The organism is Gemmatimonadaceae bacterium (assembly GCA_036003045.1).
In the GTDB taxonomy this organism is placed as follows: domain Bacteria; phylum Gemmatimonadota; class Gemmatimonadetes; order Gemmatimonadales; family Gemmatimonadaceae; genus JAQBQB01.
In genome coordinates, this window is record DASYSS010000085.1 from 36967 (window position 1) to 59462 (window position 22496).

Consider the following 22496-nt stretch of genomic DNA (forward strand, 5'->3'; position numbering starts at 1 on the left):
CTGCGGCCGCCCAAGTGAGACTAAGCCCACGAGCCGGAGAAGGATGCTCTGCCGGCCGGCGCTGGAATTCGCCAGGCTGTTCCCACCTCTTACTTCAGCCCGAGTTTCTAAGTGAGTCTCCGACGCAGCATCATCGTCGCACTGTCGGTCATGGGTGCGATCGCACTTCATACGGCATCGGCGTTCGCGCAAACCGATGTCATTCGCGGCCGCATCATCGGGCCGGACAGCCTCCCGGTCGAACGCGCCACGGTCACGGTCACGTCGCTGACCGGCAACGTCACCAGAACCGCGCGGACCGATAAGAACGGCCGGTACACCGTGACATTCCCGGGTGACGAGGGCGACTACTTCGTGAGCGTCGCCGCGCTCGGCTTCGCGGGACGACGCTTCGAGATCAAGCGGACCGGCGACCAGGAGATCCTGATCGGCGACGCCAAGCTCCAGCGCGTAGCGGAGCGGCTCGACGCCGTCGAGGTCAAGGCGGACCGGCAACGCGTGGGGCGCCAGGACGTCCCAGACATCAGCGGCAGCGAACGCTCGGCGTCGGCCGGGAACGTGCCCGCCGACCAACTCGGCGATCTCGCCGCGCTCGCGGCGTCGCTCCCGGGAGTGCAACTGATCCCCGGCGCCGATGGGAATCCCAACGGCTTCTCGGTGCTCGGTCTCACGCCCGACCAGAACGCCACGACGCTGAACGGCATGAACTTCGGCGGCTCGAACCTGCCGCGAGACGCGAACGTCTCGACGTCGCTGGTCACATCACCCTACGACGTGTCGCGCGGGAACTTCAGCGGCGGGCTGCTCAACGTGCGCTCGCGCCCGGGGTCGAACTACGAGATTCGCACGTCGAGCTTCAACTTCGACGCGCCGCAGATGCAGTGGACCGATCCCGCCGGTCGCCAGCTCGGCCAGCAATACCACAACATCTCGGCGGGCGGATTGTTCTCGGGTCCGATTCAAACCGACAAATCGTTTTTCTCGGTGGCGTATCAGGCCGGCCGGCGATCTTCGGATCTCCAAAGCCTTTTGAACACCGATGCGCTGGGGCTGCGCGCCGTCGGCGTATCGGAAGACTCCGTGCAGAACCTCCTCGACATTCTCGGACAAGCTCACGTTCCGCCCAACATCGGAGGCATTCCGGGCGCGCGGCTGGGCGACAACGCGCTGCTGTTCGGGACTCTCGACTGGGCGCCGCCGTCGTCGACGACTGGCCAGGCGATCAACATCACCTTCAACGGATCGTGGAACCGACAGGATCCGTCGGGGCTGTCGAGCACCGAATTGCCGTCGCATGGCGGCGAGCGGATCAACTGGTACGGCGGCGTCCAGGCGAAGCACTCCGGCTATTACGGGTTCGGCATGCTGAGCGAAACGCAGGTCGGCGTCAACCGGATGCGGTTCTACGGCAATCCCTTCGTGGATCTGCCCAACGGGTCCGTGCGGGTCAACTCGACGTTCGCCGACGGCACGTCGGGCGTGCAGAACCTCGCGTTCGGCGGCAACCCGACGATGAACGTCAACATGACCACGACGACGGCGCAGGCGATGAACACGCTGTCGTGGTTCAGCGAGAACAACAAGCATCGGCTCAAATTCACGACCGAGCTGCGGCACGACCAATACGAGCAGGACCTCAGCACCAACGAGCTCGGAACGTTCAGCTTCAATTCGCTCGGCGATCTCGCCAATGGGTTGCCCGCCTCGTTCACTCGGCAGCTGACGCCGCGGGCGCGGAGCGACGGACAGTTCGTCGTCGGCACATCGTTGGGCGACTCGTACCGGCCGACGGACGATCTCCAGATTCAGTACGGCCTGCGCCTCGATGGAAACCGCTTCACGAACACGCCGGAGTTCAACCCGGCCGTCGAGCAGGCGTTCGGTCTCCGGAACGACTACGTGCCGAACAAGATCTACGCGAGCCCCCGCGTTGGATTCTCGTGGACCTACGGTACGGGACCGCAGATCGCCGCGTTCCAGAACGCGGTGCGCGGCCCGCGGGCCGTGATTCGCGGCGGCATCGGCCTTTTCCAGAGCACTCCAAACGCGCAGTCCATCGGCAGCGCGCTCGACAACACCGGGCTTCCCTCCGCGGTGCAACAACTGCTGTGCGTCGGGGTGGCGGCTCCGACGCCGAATTGGGCCGCCTACTCGGCGAACGTCGGCGCCATTCCGACGCAGTGCGCGGACGGTACGACGGGCAGCGTGTTCGCCAGCAGCGCCCCGAACGTCGCCGTGTTCGACAAGCAGTACACGGCGCCGCGCGCGCTGCGCTCGAATCTCCAATGGAACGGGTCGATTCTCGACAACATGTTCCTCGCGTCCGTCGACGCGACGTACTCGCTGAACCTCGATCAGCCGAGCACGTTCGATCTGAACTTCAACCCGGTGGAGCAGTTCGCGCTCACGAGCGAGGGCGGCCGGCCGGTCTACGCGCGCACCTCGAGCATCGTTCCGACCACCGGCGGGATCGCTCCGGGCGAATCGCGGTTGAACACCGCGTTCACGCACGTGAGCGAGCTTCGCTCCGACATGGAGTCGGACGCCCGACAGTTCACGTTCCAGCTGCGTCCCACGAGCTTCAATTCCAACTATTCGTGGAGCCTGTCGTACGTGTACGCGAACGCCCGCGAGCGTGTCCGTGGGTTCTCGAACACCGACGGCAATCCGCTCGACGCGTCGTGGGCGCGATCCAGCTTCGACTCGCGCCACCAGATCGTGTACGGCCTGACCTACAACGCGTTCGACTTCATCCGCCTGTCGTGGAACGGGTCTTTCCGCTCGGGCACGCCCTACACGCCGCTCGTGGCGGGCGACATCAATGGCGACGGCTACTCCAACGACCGCGCGTTCGTCTTCGACCCGTCGAAGACGGCCGATGCGTCGCTCGCGGCGGCCATGCAAAAGCTCTTCGCGACCGGATCACATTCGGCACGGGATTGTCTCGAGAGCCAGATGAACACGGTCGCCGCCCGCAATTCGTGTCAGGGTCCGTGGACGTCGAGCGCGTTCCTCACGTTCTCGTTCAACCCGGTGAAGGTGCGCATGCCGCAGCGCGCCAACATCTCGTTCCAGATCGCGAATCCGCTCGCCGCGGCGGACGTGATCATGCACGGTGAAGACCATCTTCATGGTTGGGGCCAGCCCTTCATTCCGACGTCCCAGCTCCTGTTCGTGCGCGGTTTCGACCCGGTCTCGAAGACGTACAAGTACGACGTGAATCCGCGCTTCGGCGCGACCGCGCTGTCGCAATCGGCGATCCGCGCGCCGGTGACGCTGACCGCGCTGCTCCGCGTCGACGTGGGACCGGCGCGCGAGCGTCAGGATCTCACGCAGCTGCTGGATCGCGGACGCACGACACAAGGCACGAAGGCTCCGGAGGCGCTTCTCCGCGCGTTCTACGGTTCGGGCGGCGTCATGAATCCGATGGCGCAGATTCTCCGCCAGGCCGATACGCTCGAGCTGGACGGACCGCAGGCGGACAGCATCGCCGTGCTGAATCGCATGTACACGATCTCGCTCGATTCCATCTGGACGCCGGTCGTGAAGTTCCTCGCCGCGCTTCCCGAACGATACGACCAGGACGCGGCGTACGACCGCTACAAGACCGCGCGCGAGGCGTCGGTGGACGCCCTGATTCGGCTCGCGCCGAAAGTGCGCGGTGTTCTCACGCACGCACAGATGCGGAAGCTCCCGTCGTTCGTCGGGCCGTACCTCGACACGCGCTACCTGGCCTCGGTCCGCTCCGGCACGACGGGCACCGGGCTCGGAATGATCATGCTGCCGGGCGGCGGAGCAATTCCCGCCGGCGGCGGCGGTGGCATGCAAGTCATCATCAAGTCCGGAACTCCGTGACGTCAGTCCATTCCAACATTCTCATGCGCAAACACATCCTCCCACTCATCGCGTTCGTGCCCGCCGTCGCGGCGGCCCAGACGCCGGCCATCCGCCTCATCAACGCTCCCGACGCGTCGTCGAAACCGGAGTTCGGAGTCGTGGCGGCGGTTCGGCAGCTCGCGGGCGGCCGGCTCCTCGTCAACGACATTCAGAACCGCCGATTGACGATCCTCGACCCCGGGCTCGCCAACACCTTCGTGCTCGCCGACTCGACCAGCGGACAGCTCAACTCGTACGGAACGCGGCCGGGTGGACTGATTCGATACGTGGCCGACACGACGCTCTTCGTCGATCCGGCCGGCCTGTCGATGTTCGTGATCGATCCCGCGGGCAAGATCGCCCGCGTCGCTTCGGTCCCCCGGTCGCAGGACGCGGGGAGCCTCGGCAACAATCTCATCGGCACGCCGGGTGTCGACGCCGCCGGGCGTCTCGTCTATAGAAGCGCTGGTCTTCGCCTCACGCAGCCGGGTGGCAAGGGAGCCGGCGGCGGCCCCGTCATGCCCGACTTCCCCGACTCGTCGGCGATCGTACGTGTCGATCTCGCCACACGCAGAGTGGACACGGCGGGCTATTACAAGATTCCTAAGACGAAGATGAACATCGTCCAGAGCGACCACGGCATGACGGCGACGAATGAGCTCAATCCGATGCCGATCGTCGACGATTGGGCCGTGCTCTCGAACGGCGCGATCGCGATCGTCCGCGGTCAGGACTATCACGTCGACATCCTCAAGGCTGATGGAACGATCGCCTCGGCCCCGAAGGTCCCGTTCGACTGGCAGCGCTTGAGCGATGAAGACAAGGTCGCCGTCGTCGACTCGACGAAAGCGGCGCAGGAGAAGGCCCGCGCCGCTCTCGCCGCCAACGGAGGGAACGCGGTCGTCGCCGGAGGCGGAGCGCGAGGCGGCGGCCCGGGCGGACCCGGCGGCATGGTCGTCATGAGCTTCCAAACCACCGCTGGCGGCGATGGCGGCGGAGTCGCGACGAAGGTGGCCAGCATGGGCGGCGGAATGAATCAGACGGTCGTGAGCGCGAGCGAGCTTCCCGACTACCGCCCGGCATTCACACAGGGCGCCGCCCGTGCGGACGAAGACGGAAACGTCTGGGTTCGAACCAGCGCGACGCGCGCCGGCGCCATCGGCGGCGCGATCTACGACGTGATCAACGGTCAGGGCGCTCTGGCGGACCGTGTGCAACTCCCCGCCGGCCGGACGATCGTCGGCTTCGGCAAGGGCGGCGTCGTCTACATGATCGCGCGCGACCAGACAGGAACGTGGATCGAACGAACGCACCGCTGATTTCGCCGTGCGAGCCCGCGGTCAGGCGAACAGTCCGACCTGACCGCCGGTGTGCCAGAATAGAATGGTCTGATCCGGAGTAAAGCGCTCGTCGCGGATGTACGATATCAACGCGCCGAGCGCTTTTGCCGTGTACGTGTGGTCGACGAAGAGCGCTTCGGTGCGCGCGGCAAGCGATTGCGCCTCGCGCGAGGAATTGGTCGGGATTCCATAGCCGTCGCCGACCCACGCATCGTCGACCTCGATGTCGCCGTCGAACGACTCGAGGCCGCCGATTCCCCGAACGATCGATCGCACCTTGGACCGAATCGCGTCGGCCGAATCGTCCGCGCTCACCGCGATGACGCGCGTGTGGAGGCCGTGTCGCGCCACGCCGGCGACGAGCCCCGCCTGTGTTCCGCCCGACGACCCGGCGTGCACGATCACGTCGGGCAGCACGCCTTGCTCGAGCATCTCCTCGATCGCCGCCACGAAGCCGAACGCGCCCACCACGGTCGACGCGCCAAGCGGCACGAAGAAGGGGCGGCGGCCCTCGGCGCGTAGGCGGCGCATCACGCGCTCGCTCGCGCCGGTTCGTGCATCTCTCGACTCGATGTACTCGATCTCGGCGCCCAGCAACCGATCGAGCAACGCGTTCGCCGTCGCGTGTGCGGGCGGCAGTCCGTTGAGGATGAGCACGCACTTGAGACCGAGCGACGCCCCGGCAGCCGCCGTCGCGCGCGCGTGATTCGATTGCACACCACCGACCGTGACCAGCGTATCCGCTCCGCGCGCGACCGCTTCGGCGAGCACGAACTCCAGCTTGCGCACCTTGTTGCCGCCGAAGCCGAAGGGAATCGAGTCGTCGCGCTTCACGAGCAACGTCGGCCCGCCGCCGAGGGCGGCGCGAAGGCGAGGCACTTCTTGAACCGGCGTCGGACCAGACAGCAACGTGACGCGCGGCTGGACGAGACTCGACGTCGTCACTCCTCCGTCGACGGAGCGCCGCCGCTCCGCGCGACTTGGTCCGCCTTGATCTTCCCGGCGTCGAATCGGCGCGCGCTCCCCAACATCTTGTCGATGGTCTCGTCGAAGTCGGCGGTGGGCTTGCGCTGAAAGCGCAGTGGATTGATCCGCGCGACGACGAACGCTTTGAGGTACGGACTCTCGAGGCCTTTGGCCTTGAGTCCCGCGACCGCCTGGTTCACCAGCTCGTTGAGCTCGAGCAGCTTCGCCGCGCGCTCTTTCCGAGTCTCCAACGCGGTGGACAACTTGGACGACAGAAACTTGTCGCAGCGCTTGAGAATCGGATGGTAGGCGCCGCCCGAGAACCGCCCGTTCTCCATGTAGCAGAAGCCGAGCGTCACGAACGCCGGCTCCTCGAACTCGGTGGCGAATTCCTTCTCGGGCCGATTGTCGAGCGTCGCCAGTCCTTCGGCGAGACGCGCGACCTCGAGCGCTTTTTCGCGAAGATTGTGCGCCTTCTCCGTGTTCAGTATGAGAATGCGATGTGCGACCTCGGGCTCCGGCACCACGATCGCGATGATCGACCTCGCACCGAGCTGCCGCATCGCGCCAAGCCGGTGGTAGCCGTTCGGGGACCAGTATGTGCCGTTCGGTCCTGGTACGGCGATCACCGGATCCAGATAGCGATCGAGCTGGTCGATGGCTTTGGCGACGCGTTCGACGTGCGTCTCCGAGAGGTCTCTCTGATACGGAGTCGGTTCGACCTTGTCGATCGGCAGCGCGGCGAGGATCTGCCAGTTGGAGCCGAGCGGATCTCGATACGTCGCCAGCACCGAGCCGCCACCCTCTTCGATCGCCTTGCCGAGTGATTCGACTGCGGCCGGAGGAGAGGCGGACGCGATCCGGCGCGCTTCCAGTCCACGGGAAGCCGCGGGTGCGGCCGCCGCCTTCTTTTTCGTTCGTTTTTTGGTCGCCGGCATGTCTGGTGAAAGCTGGTCGGACCCGACCTGCGGCGCCAGACAGTGCCGGCCCGGCTGTGACACACGCCCGAAGCGGTCGTGCCCGCCAAAGCGTATCTTCCTGCCAGACGCCTCGCCCACTCCCCTCCTTTCTCGCGTCATGCGCATTCGCCCGTTCCTCGCCCTGCTTCTGGCGATTCCTCGGCTGTCCGTCGCCGCGCAGACGCGTGGCATCACGCCGCAGGATTACTTCTCGTTCGAGTTGGTCTCGGACCCGCACATCTCGCCCGACGGGGCGCGCGTGGTCTACGTCGTCTCACGCGTGGATCGCGCGCAAAACCGGCGCATATCGTCGGTGTGGATCGCGCCGACCGACGGAAGCGTGCCGGCGCGTGTGTTGATCGACGAAGCGTGGGCGCCGAGCGGACCGCGATGGCTTCCCGACGGATCGGGCATCGCCTTTACGTCGGCGCGCGCGTCGACCGACACGAGTGGTGCCCGACGTCCCAATGGGAGCAGGCCGCAGCTGTGGATTCTGTCGCTCGCGGGCGGAGCGCCGCGCCGGGTGACGAGCATCATGAACGGCGTGTCGAATTGCGTCCCGTCGCCGGCGGGAAATCGGGCCGCGTGTTTGAGCCGCAGCGGTCCGAGCGACAAGCGGCCGGCGACGGCGTCGAGCGACGTGCGCCATTACTCGCACCTGTCGTACAAGTTCAACGACACCGGCTGGTACGACGACAAGCGATCGCACCTCTGGATCGTGGATCTCGCGACGGGCAACGCGCACCAGATCACGGACGGCGACGATTGGAACGACACCGACCCGCAATGGTCGCCTGACGGGACGCGCATCGCGTTCGTCTCCGACCGAACCGGTCACGAGTACGACGGCGGACGCAACACCGACGTGTGGACGATCGGCCCCGAAGGTGGCGCGCCGACCAAGATTTCGGCCGCCGAGGGGCCGGACAACTCGCCGCGCTGGTCGCCCGACGGAAAATCGATCGCGTACGTGACGGCCGCGGCGGAGGAGGCGCCGCCGCAGATTCTGATCGCGCCGGTTGGAGGGAACGGCGGCGTGACGACGGCGCCGTATCCGTCGCTCGACCTGATCCCGACCGATCTCCAGTGGTCCGGCGACGGACGCGCGCTCTACTTCGACACGGGCGTCAAAGGCGAGTATCAGATCTTCCGCCTCGAGATCGCCGACCATCGCCTCATCCAGGTGACCGCCGGCTCGCGAGCCGTCCGCAGCCCGAGCATCTCGGCGAACGGACGCATGGTGTACTTGGTGAACGACTTCACGCACATGGATGACGTCTACTCGTCGTCGATCGATCAGCTCCATGAAAAGAAGCTGTCGAATCACAACGCGGCGCTCTGGTCGACTCTTTCGCTCGCGTCGGTACAGCGGATGACGTACAAGGGCGCCGACGGTTGGCCGGTCGACGGCTTTCTCGTGAAGCCGTTGAACTGGCAACCCGGGCGCACGTATCCGCTCGTGCTGAGCATCCACGGGGGTCCGGCCGGACAATACGGCGTCGACTGGTTCCACGAGTTCCAGGTCTACGCCGCGCACGGGTGGGGCGTGTTCTTCACCAACCCGCGCGGCTCGACGGGCTACGGGCGCGCGTTCCAGCGCGGTATCGAGAACGAGTGGGGCGGCAAGGACTACATCGACATCATGAACGGGTTGGATGCGGTCATCGCCTCGAACCCCTGGCTGGACACGATGCGACTCGGCGTCACCGGCGGAAGCTACGGCGGCTACATGACGAACTGGATCGTCGGCCACACGAACCGCTTCAAGGCTGCGGTCACGCTGCGCAGCATCTCGAACTTCATCAGCGACGACGGCACGCGCGACGGCGCTTACGGCCACGCCGGCGACTTCGGCGGCGACATCTTCCAGAAGTACGATCTCTATTGGGATCGCTCGCCGCTCAAGTACGTACAGAACGTCTCGACGCCGATCCTGATCCTGCACTCGGACAACGACTATCGCGTGCCGATCGAGCAGGGCGAACAGTGGTTCCGCGCGCTCAAACACTATGGCAAGACCGCCGAGATCGTCTTCTTCCCGCGCGAAAACCACAACCTCACGCGCACCGGCGAGCCCCGGCATCTCGTCGAGAGTCTCGATTGGCAGCTCTATTGGTTCGACAAGTATCTGGACGGTAAGGCCGGCTTGGTGGCGCCGGACTGGCGTCCAGCTCCTTCGCCGTAGGAACCGCACAACTACTCACCGCGGAGACGCCGAGGACAGTCGCAGATGCCGTGCGCCCGCAGAACGCTACATCCGGAACAAATACGAATACTTCACGAAGAAGTAGTCCGATGCCCGATGTATTGGCTCGAAGTCGAAGCGCCGCGTCGCGTCGGGTAGCCCGCTGCCGGCGTTGCCGTAGCCGAGGAAGAACACCGTGCCCGGCCGCGGCGTGTACGAGAACAAATAGTCTCCGCGCAATGCGCGTGAGCGAGTCGCACGCGCGAGCGATCCGTTCACCAGCAACGGGTAGTTCGTCCGCGTCTCGTCGCGAAGGTCGTTCATCTCGCTCAAGTCGTACTCGCCGACGACGCGCAAAAAGATCGACCGGGTGAGCTGGTATTCGATCTTGAGCCGGGGAATCGCGTTGCGCGCGACCAGTGAACCGTCGCTGCGGCGCCAGAAATCCTGGTACGCGTAGGACCCGTCCACGCGAACGCGATCGCTCGGCCGCATGCTCACGGTCAGCGTCACCAGGTTGATGTTCGCCTGCGCCCACTCGAAGAAGTTCTCGTCCTGCCCGCCCACGTACAGCAGATTCGCGTTGAACGCCGACCACTGCGGCGTGGCGAGCGTGAAGACGTAGTCTCGATTGAAGATTCGCCCGATTCCCGTGAACGGCAGCGTGTCGCTGGTCGGCGAGAGAATCCGATAGCCGGCGTAGAGCGTCGAGTCCCAGCCGAACGTTTCCCAATACACGCCCAGGCCGACGTTCCAGCCGCCGCGAAACGCCGCCGTCCCGCTCACGTGAACCTTCTTGTCCTGCGCGTCGCCGCGCCGCACGAAGTGCGAGTACTCCCACGTGTCGTCGTAATTCACGTCGGCCGTGATCGCCTCGAGCTTCGACCCTCGCTCGGCGAACCACGTGAACCGCTCGTCGGCGAGCCCGTGCACGATCCCGGCCCGCGAGATGAAGCCGCTCCCGGCGCGGAAATCGTCGCTGATGCCGTCGATGAAATAGCGGAAGCCGTACTGCTTTCCGTTGCGCGCGATCGCCGCGGTCCACAGCGGCGCGTTGCGCGCGACGTCGCGCGTCTTGTCGAAGCTCTGTGCGTACTGGAAGATCGCGTTGTACGCGTCGCCGAACGCGACACGGCCGTCGACGTCAGCCACGCGGTTGTAGTCGCCGCCGAGCACCCGGTCCGTGTACGCCGCGCCAAGCCGCGATTGGTCGCCGAAGTCGTGCTGCGCGCGCACGATGTCGTAGACGGCGCGATCGTGCCCCGACGCCGAGAGACTCGCGTTGTCGGCCGCCGAGAGAAATCCGACGCTCGTGCCGTCAACTTTCCCCGCGAGCTTCACCGCGGCGTCCGGCTCGGCGATGTCGCGGGTGTAGATCAACGTGTGCGGCACGCTGAACGATTCGAGCCCCTCGATGAAGAACGGCCGCTTCTCCGGAAAAAAGAGCGCGCGCCGCGGATCAATCACGAACTGGCCCGCGTCCGACTCGACCTCGGCGAAATCAGGATGCGCCGTGCCCGTCATCGTGAGCGTATTCGTCATACCCCAACGCGCCGTGCCGCCAAGCTGCGGCCTCTCTGCGTGATAATCCCAGCCGCCGGCCGTCGGCACGCCGTTCACGTGCTGGGTCACGACCGGATTGACGTCGAGCACGACGCCGCGCTCGAGGCCCGTGAGTCCCTCGATCGTTCCCGACTGCGCGAGGAAGGAGGCGTTCGCGCGCACCGCTGGCGCCCAGCTGTCCTCGTAGCCGGAGTGCTGCACCTCGCGCACGACGTTGAGATCCCACGTCTGCTGCGCCGATGACTGGTACTTCAAACTCTTGAACGGGATCCGCACCTCGACCTCGTACCCGAACTCGGTCAGGCGCCCCTTCGACTCGAACACGAAGTCCTGGCTGAGGTCCGCCGACGCACGTCCGGCGAGCGTCGGCGTCCAGCTGCCGCGCGCCCCCAATCCATTCTCGACGAGCATCCCGTCCATTTGCACGCCGAGCGGATTCACGGCGAACACATAGGCCTGACGCTGATCGTGGAACGTGCCGAGAAGAAGCTGGACGTTGTCGTCGGCCGAAATCTTGTCGCGGTCGGCGAGCGTCGCGTGGACCGCGCCGTGCGCCTCGAACGCCCGCACGCCGACGTACAACGCATTGCTCGAGTACCAAACCAATATTTGCGTCGAATCGGCGGCGGGCACGCCGTCTTGCGGCGAAAACTGCGAAAAACCGGTCAGCAGCGCCGCCGATTTCCACGCGGGTTCGTCCAGCATGCCGTCGATCGCGATCGATGCATTCTCCGTCCCGACGCGCGGAATGCGCACGTGGAGCTGGTTCTCACGCCCGACGTACGTCACGGGAGGCGTCGGCGCGCCGGCGAGCGCGTGACAGAGGGCGATGCACGACAGCATGCGATCGAACTTGGTCGATCGATGCCACCTTCGCTAATTCAGGGCGTTCGAATCGTGTAAGGTTTCACCGCTGATTCGCCGCAACCTAGAAACGCGTCGAGCGATAGACGGCCGTGATGTCCCCGGTCTGCGCCGGAACGACGTCCGGCGGACGTGGCGGAATGGTGAGGATCGTCGGGAGCCCGGCGGTTTGCGACATGAGGCTCAGGTCGATCTGCGATCCCGGCGGAATCGCGATCGAAAAAACCGCTCCACTATCCGGAACCGCCCAATACACCCACGTCGATGTCTTTCGTCGGAATCGCGTCGTGTCGACGACGCGTGCATCGATCGCCAGACGGATGATCGGCGCGCCGGTGGGTCGAACTCGCAACGCGTACGCACCCGGCGGCGCCTTCACGCGCACGATGACGCGCCGTGCCCCGTCGACGACGGTATCGCGAATGTACGTCGCCGTCGGCGCCGCCAAATCGACGCGCGGATATGTGTTTTCCGAAAAGTGGGCGCCGGACAACCGGAGCGCCGACACCCAAGCGGGCGGATTGCTCGTCGTTGGCCCGAGCACGCTCTTGGTCCACGCGTCGAGGCCGAACAGCGAGCCCAGGAGCGCCCGCCCGCTGTCCGCCGGCTCGGCGAGGACCAGCGCGGTCGGAATCGGTTCCGCGGCACTAGGGCTCGTCGTTCCAACGCCGATCGCCGCGGACACGATCGCCGCGCCGGCAAACGCGGCCGGAAGGGGCCACGAGCTCCGACGACCGCCCGCGACGCGCATCATGAGCGGCGCAATCAGCCATACGATCAACGTGGTGAAAATCGCCAGAACCGACGCGCCCAGGCCGGAAACCCCGAGCATGATCGCGGCAACCGCATAAGCGAATCCGGCGAGAAGTAGCAGCGTCACGCCGGCCGCGATCCACCACGGCACCCAGCGCCCCGATCGTGCGGCAATCAGAGTGAACAGGAGCGGCCACGTGAACAGATAGCTCGCACCCGGAACGGTGAAGCTCGTCACCAGCGCGAGGAGCAGCCAGAAAACCAGAACGCCTGCGTGCAAATCGGGTGAGACACGCGTGCCGAGCGCGTAGAGCGCCAGATTCACCGCAACGACCGCGAGTGCGACGGCGAGCGCAAACGTCCAACTCCACATCGCCGCGCCACGCAGGTGGATCATCGCCGCCAGCCCGCCGCACACCACGAGCGCGACGATCATGGACGCCACACCGATGCCCACGCCCTTCAGATGGTGGCGGACGACCAGGACCGTGAGCACGAACGCGACGAGCGCGAGCGGAATCGCCAGACCGATCGGATACACGATGAGCCCGAGCAACGGCATGTCGAAGAAGACGGCGTCGCCGGTCTTGGGTCGCGGCAGATCTTCGTTCGCCACCTTCTGCGTCACGGCGAGCATCTGCGCGCCAAGATGTTGAACGCTTCCCGAATCGAGGTGCGCGACGTCGTCGTGCAGCGTGTGATACCGCTCGACGCCGTCGGCGAACGCGAAGTTGAGGGCGGGCACGTTGAGCAAGGACAGCTCGGACAGGTCCGTGTCGTTCGGCAGCGAGCGATACAGCGTCGTGAAAACCGATCCGGCGGAAACGTCGCCCGCCGCGCGCAGCGCCGAGACGGCGTCCCGGTTTCCGGGGCCGGTCTCGAACATGTACACGCGCCCCTTCGTGCCCCTCGCGTCGAAGTTCAGAATGAACGCGACGTCCTTCGCCCACGGATGCTCGCGCACGAACGCCGCCGCGCCGATGAGGCCCGCCTCCTCGCCGTCCGAGAACAGCACGAACACGTCGTGCGCCAGCGGCGTCCTTCGTGCCTTGAGCGCGCGCACCGTTTCGAGAAGCGCGGCGCATCCGGACGCGTCGTCGCCGGCCGCGGGGCCGGCTTCGACGCCGTCGTAATGCGCCGCGAGAAGAACGCCCTTCCCGCCCGACGTCGATCCTGGCAGCCACGCGAGAATGTTCTGGACTCGGCCCGCGGCCTGAAAACGGGTGCCGACGCCGGTCGTGGTTTGCACCTGCGCCTTGACTCCGAGCGCCTCGAGCCGACGGACGATATAGTCGCGTACCCGATCGTGATCCGGCATTCCCATCGCATGCGGGCGCGCCGCGATCGCTTCGACGTCGTGCATTGCGCGCTCCGCCGAAAAAACCGTGTCGGAAGCGGTTGCCGGGACGGCGGCGGGCGGCCGCGTCATTCGCGCCACCGAGTACGCGCAGAGCGCGATGAGACCGATCAGCGTACCGACGCGAGCGGGAGTTGAAATTTGCATGGTCGATTGCGGGTCCTTGCGCTTGTCGGTCAACTTACCATTGTACAGAGCGACTTCCATATCTGGAGCACCCGACGATGTCCGACGCAACACACCACGCGGCCAAAACGGTTCTCGTGGTGGACGACCACGAACCGACGCGACAAACCATCGCCCGCATGCTCGAGGCGGGTGGATTCGCCGTTCGCACAGCCAGCAACGGCCCCGAAGCGCTTCAGGTGCTCGCCGCGCAGCGCGACGAGATCGATCTCGTGCTTTCCGACGTCACCATGCCGGGCATGACCGGCATCGACCTCTCTTACCAGATTCGCGACCAGTACCCTGACGTGCCGGTCGCCATCGTGTCGGGCGACGTGAGCGAGTTGGAGCGCAGCATCATCGGCCGCGCCGAAGTTCCTTTCATCAAGAAGCCGTTCCACGCCGAGTCGCTCTACAGCGCCGTGCGCGAAGCGATGAGGGGCCATACCTCCGGCTGATAGTCGCGGCGTCCCCGACGCCTCAGGTATTCCGTTCTATCGCTTCCGAAAATCGGCCGTCCCGATTCGGACGATCGTACCGACTCGCGCCGCGCCCACGCCCGCGGGCCGCCCGGCACCGGCGGAATCGATGGTTGCCGTCTCGGCCCAGATCCCGTAGACGCGGCCGTCGTACGCCGTGAGCCAGGTGTAGTCGCCGAGAAACGCGCTGCGTCCCTCGAACGCCGCGTCCGACCACGCGTAGTTGGTGAACGTGCGACCTCCGTCGGTCGATCGCGCCAACGTGAACGCCGTCTTTCGATCGGCGGGATCGTCGCGTCGATCGTAGAACTGCATGTACACGTCGCCGTTCATCGGATCGACCGCCAAAAACTGGAAAAACTGATCGCGGCCGCTGTGCAACGAGTCCGTCGTCGCGCGAACCGGGGCGGACCAGGTACGTCCCTTGTCGTGCGACGCCGCCACGAAAACGTCGATGTCTCCGTTCCGAAAATCGCTCCACGATACGTACAGGTCATTCCCTCGCACGCCGACCTGCGGAAAACCAAACACTCGGCCGAGCCCCGGCACCGCACCCGTTCCGCCGAAGTACGGCGGCCCGACTTCCTGCGCGACGCGCGACGGCGTGAACGACTTGCCGCCGTCGCGCGACGTCGCCATCACGACCTTGAGTCCCCAGTTCCAGACGGCGTAGATCGTCCCGTCGGCGTCGACGACGCCGTGGAAACCCACGACGTCGCCATTGTCGTCGCGCGGCATGCCCGCTTGCGTCGAGATGCGGATCGGAGCAGACCACGTCTTGCCGTGATCGGTCGACCTCGAGAAGAGCATGATCGATTTGTCGATCTGCCACTCGATGAATCCGACGTACAAGTTGCCGGCATGTGGACTCTTCGGCGAGTTGTCGGCGAAGATGCGCGGCATGTCCTCGTATTGCATGCCGGGCTCATCGCCCTTGTACCACACGCGCACGGGCGATGGCTCGCGCTCCCATGTCGCGCCGCCGTCGGGAGAGCGGCGCACGTAGATGCCGTTTCGCCCCGCCCCGTGCCTCCAGTACGACGTGGAACCAAGGCGGTCGAAGACGAGGTAGCTCAGATACGCTGCGCCTTGATTGTCGAACGTCACGCTCACGTCTCCCGCCGTTCGCCAATCGCCGGGCACCGTTCCCTCGGCCGTCTTGAACGTCGCGCCGGAATCGGTCGAGTACACCGCACGCGCCGGACCCTGATACACGCCGACGACCTGGGCTGGGTTCCTCGGATTCACCGCGATGCCGGGCTCGTTGCCGCGGAGCTCGGGCACCGAGACATCGACGACGCGCGCGCCCGGCGGTCGTGGGAGCGAGAGCTGGGCTTGCGTGCCACCGGCGGCGAGCCCCGCCAGGAGCGCCCCGCCGATGATCCCGCCCGAAACTCTGGACGTCAACGCTATTGCTTGATGAACGTCTGCTTCGTGTTCACAGACTGCCCGCCGATCGACGCGTCCCCCGCGATGACCAGCGTCTTCTTGTCGTCGGAGAGCGTGTAACGCTCGGTTCCCGAAAACGCGTTGCCGCCGAAATCGGCCGAGGTCTTGATTACGAGAACGTTCTCGCTCCACTCGGCTGTCGAATTGAAGTCGACGCTCTGGCCGTTCGCGCTGATCGTGTTCTTGGAGGGCGAGCCGTCCAACGCGTAGCTCGTCGCCGTCGACCGGGTCGCTCCCATCGCGGTCACAGTTCGGTCGATCTTTAGCGTCTTCTCATCCTGCGTGATCTTGAGCGTCGCCGAGGTCGGGATCATCGGCCCTTCGCTCTTGGCCGGGTCCATCGCCCACGTCCCCGAGAAATCGGGATGCGCGCGGGGCGCAGTCAGGCCGCGTCCCGCTGGAACCACCGCGATCGCGGCGGCGAGCATCCAAGGAGCGAACAGTCGCATCGTGTCTTCTCCCCGCGAAAGTGACGAGTGTTGCCTACTCGAGGGGCTACTTCTTCTTCGCCGCCGGCTTCGCCGCTGTCTTCGCCGCCGTCTTCGCCGCTGACTTCGGCGCGTCGCGGAGAACCTTGTTCTGCCCCTCGTAGGCGAACTTCACGTTGGCGCTCTGCTCGATCTGCTTGATCGCCAACATCGCCGAATCTAGCGGGGCGTCGATGGATGCCGGACGGTCGAGGAGCGGCGCGTCGGGCACTTTCACGTCGGAGTTGAAGAAGCGGCCGAGCACGATGATCAGATGGCGCAGCGGCTTTTGGTGGACGACCATCTTTTTGTCGAGCCAGCTGAACGACTCGGCCTTGTCGTCGTCGTTGAGCGCGTGAATGCCCGACGCGTCGGCCACCATCGCTTGTCCAGCGGCGACGGAGCTCGTCTGCTTGCCAAGCTTGATCGTGACTGTTCCCTCTTGGACGAGCACGCGGGCGGAGCTGTCCTCCGGGTATGCGGCGATCGCGAACTTCGTCCCCGTCGCGATGAAGTGCGTGTGGTTCGCCACGACGCGGAACGGCAGCTGCTGATTCGGCGCGACTTCGAACGCCGCTGAACCCTCGACACGAATCGCGCGCATTTTCGCCGGGAAGCCGTCGGGGATGAAGATCTTGCTGTCCGGCCCCATCTGCGCGGCCGTGCCGTCGCCCAGCTTCACGCTGCCGGTCTGGCCGGCGCCCGAGGCGATCGGCTGGATGGTGGGCGATGCCACGGAGGCCAACACCGCGTCGTCCTCGCCGAGGTTGCTCAGCTTCCGCACGCCCCACAGGGCGATGCCGAGAGCCAGAACGCCGACGATGACCGGGCCTGTCCACGATCGGCCCTTCGAGAGGTCCTTCATGTGCGACGCGGCGTCGTGCCGGCCCGCCGATGCCGCCGCTTTGTGGGCGGCGGCCGTATTCCCCTCGCCGCGAATCGTGCGAGTGATTCGCGACCACGCTTCTTCAGCGTCGGCCTGCGCCGTCGCGGGATGCGTCCCCGTCATCGTCTGTTCGTCGCGCGCTGTGGACCCGCCGAATCGCTGGGCTGATACGCGGCGGCTCAACGCGCGCGCGGCGCCGTGCGTGACCTCGTCCTGCAACACTTTCTTGAATTGCTGCAGTGAGGTGAGCGTCGCACGCTGCTGCCACACGTTGACGAAGGCCGTCTCCACGACGCGCGGCGCCAGTGCCGGAGCGTCCTGCAGCTTTTCGCGCGCGGCGGCCATTGCGCCGGCAAACTCGGCGTCGAACGCACGCCGCAGCGCGGTCTCATCGCGCAGGTATGCCCCCACCGAAGGAGGAGTGGTGACGGACGAGGGCGAATCAGTACGGGCATCTTGCGACGCCATGCTGCCTCCAGGACGGTGATCCGGGGTGAGTTAGTGGAGGCCTAATCATGGCGTCGGGGCAACGCGGTGCAAGAGGCGGTGAGCGTTCGACTTCAGCGCTCGCACCGAGCAGCGCGCTCACGCTGGCGTGTGTCGTGATCGCCCGTCGCTGTTCGCGGCGCCGCCACCTGTCACGGCTCCTTTGCTGACGCCGAGAGTCTTTCCAACGCGCCGCGATTGCCATGCTCCGCGGCGAATCCTCGACGACGGCGCTGCACGCGTTTTAGTAACTGTCTTTCAGCAGTGACGCCGGTGCAGGCTGGCGCTAGCAACCGGCTCACTGCGGGCTGCATCAGAACGTGGCTTGCGACACCTCCCACCGAGTGAGGCCGCCTGGTCCGTGACGACAACCCCTGAGGCGACGCTGCAACAGTTATCACATTCGGGCCAACAGTCTGAAGTCAGGCCAACGCATAACCCATTGCAAAATCATCAGATCCAGCATCTGCACGACCGACTCTGCTGTGGCACACGCACTGCGATCTGCGTCACCAAGCGTTCCCATGCGCGATTTCCGCGATATGTCAGGATGGTCTCGATTGGGAGGTTCCCGTGAAAACGGTACTCGCTACGGATCTCATGCCCAGAACGATTGAGCTGCAACGAGAAATGACCGCCTTTGGTCCCCGGGCCCTGCGGACGTCGATCATGACGGCGCTCGGCAATGGCGATCGGCACGTCGTGGTGGACTGCTACGGGTGGGAGCGACTCGACCTCGTGGTGCTCAGCGCCCTTGTTCAGGGAGCCAAGGCCTGCGCCGCGTTCGGCGCTTCGTTCGAGCTCGTGAACCTCAACGGACACGTTCGCGACGACATCGTCGCACTGCGGCTCGCGCGGCGTCTGGGCCTAATGGCCTGAGCCGTCGCCCGAGTGCAACAGTTCATGAAGAGTCCGGGCAACAATTGGAGTCAAACGTTACACCGATTCCGAAGTTCGTACCGCCGATTGAATGCGTTGTCAGATAATGCGTTAGCGTGTTTGTAATGGAGCAGATGTTTGTGGTATGGCCCGTGCTATAGCGGGCCCGTGCACAGAGGGCTGGTGGACGCTGGCCGCTCTGGAATTGAACCGAGAGATAGGGGAGGAAGAGGAGGATGGGAATCCGCAATCTCACGCGTGCCGCCATCGCTGGCGCCGCAGCTGTCGCGTTGATGTCGGGCCCTGTCGAATCCCAGGGCGTCACGTACACAACCTCCTGGACGTTCAATCAGGGTTCGTGTACCTCGTCTCAATGCCGCTTTGGTGGTTATAACCTCCAATGGTCGAGTCTCGTCCCGCAGGGCGGCGGCGGATTCCTTGGTGGACAGTTCACGATGACGTGTTTCTCGTCGTGCCCCTACGGCCAGGTGATCACGGGTTCGACCTTTTTGCTGACGATCACGCAAAACGGGTCCAACACGGGGGGCGGGGCCGGCACCTACGGCAGCTTCGGCTGGAACTCGAATCCGGGTCCGCTCACGTGGACCGTAACGATCAACGGCGTCAACCAGAACCTCACGGGCGGGGGCGATGGATGCACTGAGTCGTGCAACAACGATCCGCCGCCGAGTGGCCCGACGTTCAATGACGTTCTGCCCAACGACGTCACCACGACGCCGGAGCCGGCCACGATCGGCTTGATGGCCACGGGTCTCATCGGTTTGATCCCGGTCGTCCGCCGTCGTCGCAAGAACCAAGCGACGGCCTGACCGAACTCGCCGACACCATCCTTCCGAACGGCGTCCACCGTAGCACCGCGGGAGTAGCTGCTCCGCAGCGACTCCCGCGGTCTTTTTTTGCGTTTGACCAGTTTTCCGCGTCGAAACACAGACGTACGACTCTTCCCATCAAGGAACCTCGAGTGGCCGCTCCCTTCTTTTTTGATTTCATCCAACGGCTCCGTCTTCCGGCCTATGTGATCGTGGCCTATCTCGGCCTCGGCTCAGCGGTCGAGATCTTGGTCGGGGCGTGGCCGGCGCACTTTCACGACGTGAACTGGCGCCTTTCCGTGCTTCATTCAGCGGCTGGTGCGACAGGCACCGAGCTTCTGGCGCTTCTTCTTCTCCTCGTGATCGCGCAGCTGTCGATGTCCGTCGCCGGGCTCTGGACGGGATTCTGCGCGTCGATCCTCGTCGCGCTCGGGTACCTGATCGGCGCCACGATGTTCGGCCTCGACAGCCTTCAGATCCGCAGCAGCGTTCCCGCCGACCAGCTCCGTCGATTCGACGTCACCGTCGCATGGGCGTTGGCGCGGTTCGCGATTGTGGATCTCGTGAGCCTCACGCTCGCCGCGTGCGCACTCGGCGCCGCCCGTTCCCTGCGACGGGAGTCGTCGCGCAATACCGCCAACCGTTTGGTCGTCGGAACCTCGGCGCTGACGCCGGCGCGATCCACGGCCTCGATCAACCGACGCGGAGTGACACCTCGCTACGGCGAAAGCGTCGGTTCGTAGCTCGTCACGAACTCGAGAAACTTCGAAACGTCGACCATGTCGCGGCCGACGTACCGGATGGTGTGTGAGTCGATCCGCTGCACGTTCGACAGGTAGCCCAACAGCTCGACCGGACGGTAGTTCTTGAACGACACCTCGAGCGTGATCGGGCGAGTCATCGCGTAGGGCTTCATCTCGTCGCGACGCTTCACCGCCGTCGCGGCGTGCGAGCGAATCAATCCGCGCGCGGCCTCCGGCGTCATCGTGGCCGTCGAGTGGAAGCCGATCGCGCGCTTGACGACGACGCCCTCGATGGGCCCGAGGCGCGTTTTCGTTTCGCCGACGATCGCGTCGTCGCCCGTGAGCATGACGACAGGGACGCCATATTGCGCGGCGATCGCCGCGTTGATCCCTGCCTCCGACATCGACGTCCCGTTGAGCGCGATGCGCGTCAACAGCGCGCTGGACATCGTGTGCGCACGAACCCCGGTCGTGCTCGACGTCGACGCGTGATATCCGATGAAGATCACGGCCGCGAACGTCGAATCGATCCCTTCCATCATCCCGAGCGGGCGCGGAAACGAGCGTACGACTGTAATCGGGATGTCCGCCGGGAATCGGTCGATGAGAAGCGACTCGCCGTTGCCGTGCGAGTCGCTCACGACGAATTCGGTGGCGCCGGCGTCGCGCGCGCCCTGCATCGCGGCGAGCACTTCGCCGGTCATCCATTCGCGGGCGCGTTCGTACTCGAACGACCCGGGCGACAGCTGGTCGGCCGAGGCGACGCCCGCAATTCCCTCCATGTCCGCCGAGATATAGACCTTGAGGCCACCCGGTTGGCGCTGTGCTTCGGCCGATCCGGCGAGCGTCGCCGATCCGATCGCCAGCGCGACGGCGATCCGCGCGATCGAGCGAGGGGCATTCACGACGAGAGATCAGGAGTCGCGTCGACCTCCTGCCAGATTTGCTCGGTTCGCGTCTCATGCAGCCCGAAGGTGCCGACACCGAACGTCAGGAGCGCGACGCCGATCGGGAACCACAGACCGGCGAGCGGATTCCCCGTCGCCGCCACGATGGACGTCGCGATGAGCGGCGTGAATCCGCCGAACCAACCATTCGCGAAGTGATACGGCAGCGAGAGCGACGTGTAGCGGATCCTGGCCGGGAAAGTCTCGACGAGGAACGCGGCGATCGGCCCGTAGACCATCGTCACGTACAACACCTGCAAGAAAACGAGGAACACGAGCATCGGCGTGTTGAGGGGCTGGGCCGCCGCCATCATCGCCTTGTAGATCGGGATGTACGTCAGACCGGCGACGAGGCAGCCGGCCATGATGATTCGCTTGCGCCCGATGCGATCCGACAGGGATCCGAAGAGCACGAAGAACGGCGTGCCGAGCACGAGCGCGATCGCAACGATCACGTAGGCCGTGTCGATCGGCACCTTGAGAATCGTCTGGAGGAAGATGAGGGCGTAGAACTGGCCCGTGTACCAGACGACCGCCTGCCCCGCCGTCGCGCCGAACAGCACCAGGAAGAAGATCTTCCACCGCTCGAGCGTACCGTAGCTGTCCTTGATCGGCGCCGTCGACGTCTTTCCTTCCGCCTTGAGCTGCGCGAACAGCGGCGACTCCGACATCCGCGCACGGATGTAATACGACACGATGACGAGGATCGACGAGAGGAGGAACGGGATCCGCCAGCCCCACGCCTTGAAGTCCGAGTCGCTCATCGAGTGCTTCGTCACCAGAATCACGATCAGCGACACGAAGAATCCGAGCGTCGCCGTCGTCTGGATGAACGAGGTGTAGAAGCCTCGCTTGTCGTCCGGCGCGTGCTCCGCGACGTAGATCGCGGCCCCGCCATACTCACCGCCCAGCGCGAGACCTTGAAGGAGTCGCAGGCTCACCAGCAGCACGGGGGCGAAGATGCCAAGCGTGCGGTAACCCGGGAGCAATCCGATCGCCGCGGTCGACCCGCCCATGATGAGCAGCGTCAGCATGAACGCATATTTGCGTCCGACCAGGTCGCCGATTCGGCCGAACACGAGCGCGCCGAACGGACGGACGGCGAAGCCCGCGGCGAAAGTCGCCAGCCACTTCAACAGCGAGACCGTCGCGTTCGACTCGGGATAGAAGATCGTCGAGAGAATCGCCGCGAGACTGCCGAAGATGTAGAAGTCGTACCACTCGATGACGGTGCCGGCTGACGAGGCCGCGATGACACCCCAGATCCCGCGCGTCGATGAGTTGGGTGAGGTCATGCGCACA

Annotated in this window: 16 protein-coding genes; 7 read left to right on the forward strand and 9 right to left on the reverse strand. The window is 65.4% G+C overall.

Annotated features, from left to right (window positions below):
* The first annotated feature begins 111 nt into the window (after positions 1 to 111).
* Positions 112 to 3855 (forward strand): TonB-dependent receptor, encoded by a 3744-nt coding sequence (locus VGQ44_18655; protein ID HEV8448862.1) that lies wholly within the window; start codon positions 112 to 114, stop codon positions 3853 to 3855.
* The gene (locus VGQ44_18660) at positions 3852 to 5195 is read left to right on the forward strand and encodes a hypothetical protein (protein HEV8448863.1); all 1344 of its coding nucleotides are present in this window, start codon (positions 3852 to 3854) and stop codon (positions 5193 to 5195) included. The genes VGQ44_18655 and VGQ44_18660 overlap by 4 nt, the downstream gene beginning before the upstream one ends.
* 21 nt (positions 5196 to 5216) lie before the next feature.
* Here VGQ44_18660 and VGQ44_18665 read toward each other — a convergent pair whose 3' ends face one another.
* Both VGQ44_18665 and VGQ44_18670 read right to left on the reverse strand, forming a co-directional pair.
* Complete coding sequence (locus tag VGQ44_18665) at positions 5217 to 6161, reverse strand: D-cysteine desulfhydrase family protein (protein HEV8448864.1); 945 nt, start codon at positions 6159 to 6161, stop codon at positions 5217 to 5219.
* On the reverse strand, positions 6158 to 7120 hold the full coding sequence (locus VGQ44_18670) for a ParB N-terminal domain-containing protein (GenBank protein HEV8448865.1): 963 nt from the start codon (positions 7118 to 7120) through the stop codon (positions 6158 to 6160). The genes VGQ44_18665 and VGQ44_18670 overlap by 4 nt, the downstream gene beginning before the upstream one ends.
* 139 nt (positions 7121 to 7259) lie before the next feature.
* Here VGQ44_18670 and VGQ44_18675 point away from each other — a divergent pair, with 139 nt between their 5' ends.
* Complete coding sequence (locus tag VGQ44_18675) at positions 7260 to 9326, forward strand: S9 family peptidase (GenBank protein HEV8448866.1); 2067 nt, start codon at positions 7260 to 7262, stop codon at positions 9324 to 9326.
* A 66-nt stretch (positions 9327 to 9392) separates the two neighbouring features.
* Here the strand turns inward: VGQ44_18675 and VGQ44_18680 are convergent, their stop codons facing one another.
* Positions 9393 to 11732: a carbohydrate binding family 9 domain-containing protein gene (locus VGQ44_18680; protein ID HEV8448867.1), complete on the reverse strand. Its 2340-nt coding sequence runs from the start codon at positions 11730 to 11732 to the stop codon at positions 9393 to 9395.
* An 85-nt stretch (positions 11733 to 11817) separates the two neighbouring features.
* Positions 11818 to 14010: a M28 family peptidase gene (locus tag VGQ44_18685; protein ID HEV8448868.1), complete on the reverse strand. Its 2193-nt coding sequence runs from the start codon at positions 14008 to 14010 to the stop codon at positions 11818 to 11820.
* A gap of 77 nt (positions 14011 to 14087) precedes the next feature.
* On the opposite strand from VGQ44_18685, the gene VGQ44_18690 reads away from it, so the two are divergent.
* Positions 14088 to 14486 (forward strand): response regulator, encoded by a 399-nt coding sequence (locus tag VGQ44_18690; GenBank protein HEV8448869.1) that lies wholly within the window; start codon positions 14088 to 14090, stop codon positions 14484 to 14486.
* Positions 14487 to 14522: 36 nt separating this feature from the next.
* Here the strand turns inward: VGQ44_18690 and VGQ44_18695 are convergent, their stop codons facing one another.
* Genes VGQ44_18695 through VGQ44_18705 form a run of 3 tightly spaced genes read right to left on the reverse strand, consistent with a single transcriptional unit; the run spans position 14523 to position 17777 of the window.
* Positions 14523 to 15914, reverse strand: a complete 1392-nt coding sequence (locus VGQ44_18695; GenBank protein ID HEV8448870.1) for a sialidase family protein — start codon at positions 15912 to 15914, stop codon at positions 14523 to 14525.
* A gap of 2 nt (positions 15915 to 15916) precedes the next feature.
* Complete coding sequence (locus VGQ44_18700; GenBank protein ID HEV8448871.1) at positions 15917 to 16405, reverse strand: hypothetical protein; 489 nt, start codon at positions 16403 to 16405, stop codon at positions 15917 to 15919.
* 46 nt (positions 16406 to 16451) lie between these two features.
* Complete coding sequence (locus VGQ44_18705; GenBank protein HEV8448872.1) at positions 16452 to 17777, reverse strand: FecR family protein; 1326 nt, start codon at positions 17775 to 17777, stop codon at positions 16452 to 16454.
* Between the two features lie 618 nt (positions 17778 to 18395).
* On the opposite strand from VGQ44_18705, the gene VGQ44_18710 reads away from it, so the two are divergent.
* From VGQ44_18710 to VGQ44_18720, 3 genes are all read left to right on the forward strand, one after another.
* A complete protein-coding gene (locus VGQ44_18710; GenBank protein ID HEV8448873.1) occupies positions 18396 to 18674 on the forward strand; it encodes an STAS domain-containing protein in 279 nt (92 codons plus the stop codon).
* Positions 18675 to 18910: 236 nt separating this feature from the next.
* A complete protein-coding gene (locus VGQ44_18715) occupies positions 18911 to 19504 on the forward strand; it encodes a PEP-CTERM sorting domain-containing protein (GenBank protein ID HEV8448874.1) in 594 nt (197 codons plus the stop codon).
* A 152-nt stretch (positions 19505 to 19656) separates the two neighbouring features.
* Positions 19657 to 20247, forward strand: coding sequence for a hypothetical protein (locus VGQ44_18720; protein HEV8448875.1), 591 nt, complete (start codon positions 19657 to 19659; stop codon positions 20245 to 20247).
* Here VGQ44_18720 and VGQ44_18725 read toward each other — a convergent pair.
* Both VGQ44_18725 and VGQ44_18730 read right to left on the reverse strand, forming a co-directional pair.
* Positions 20223 to 21152: a M55 family metallopeptidase gene (locus VGQ44_18725; protein HEV8448876.1), complete on the reverse strand. Its 930-nt coding sequence runs from the start codon at positions 21150 to 21152 to the stop codon at positions 20223 to 20225. The genes VGQ44_18720 and VGQ44_18725 overlap by 25 nt on opposite strands.
* Positions 21149 to 22489: an MFS transporter gene (locus VGQ44_18730; GenBank protein ID HEV8448877.1), complete on the reverse strand. Its 1341-nt coding sequence runs from the start codon at positions 22487 to 22489 to the stop codon at positions 21149 to 21151. The genes VGQ44_18725 and VGQ44_18730 overlap by 4 nt, the downstream gene beginning before the upstream one ends.
* Positions 22490 to 22496: the final 7 nt, after the last annotated feature.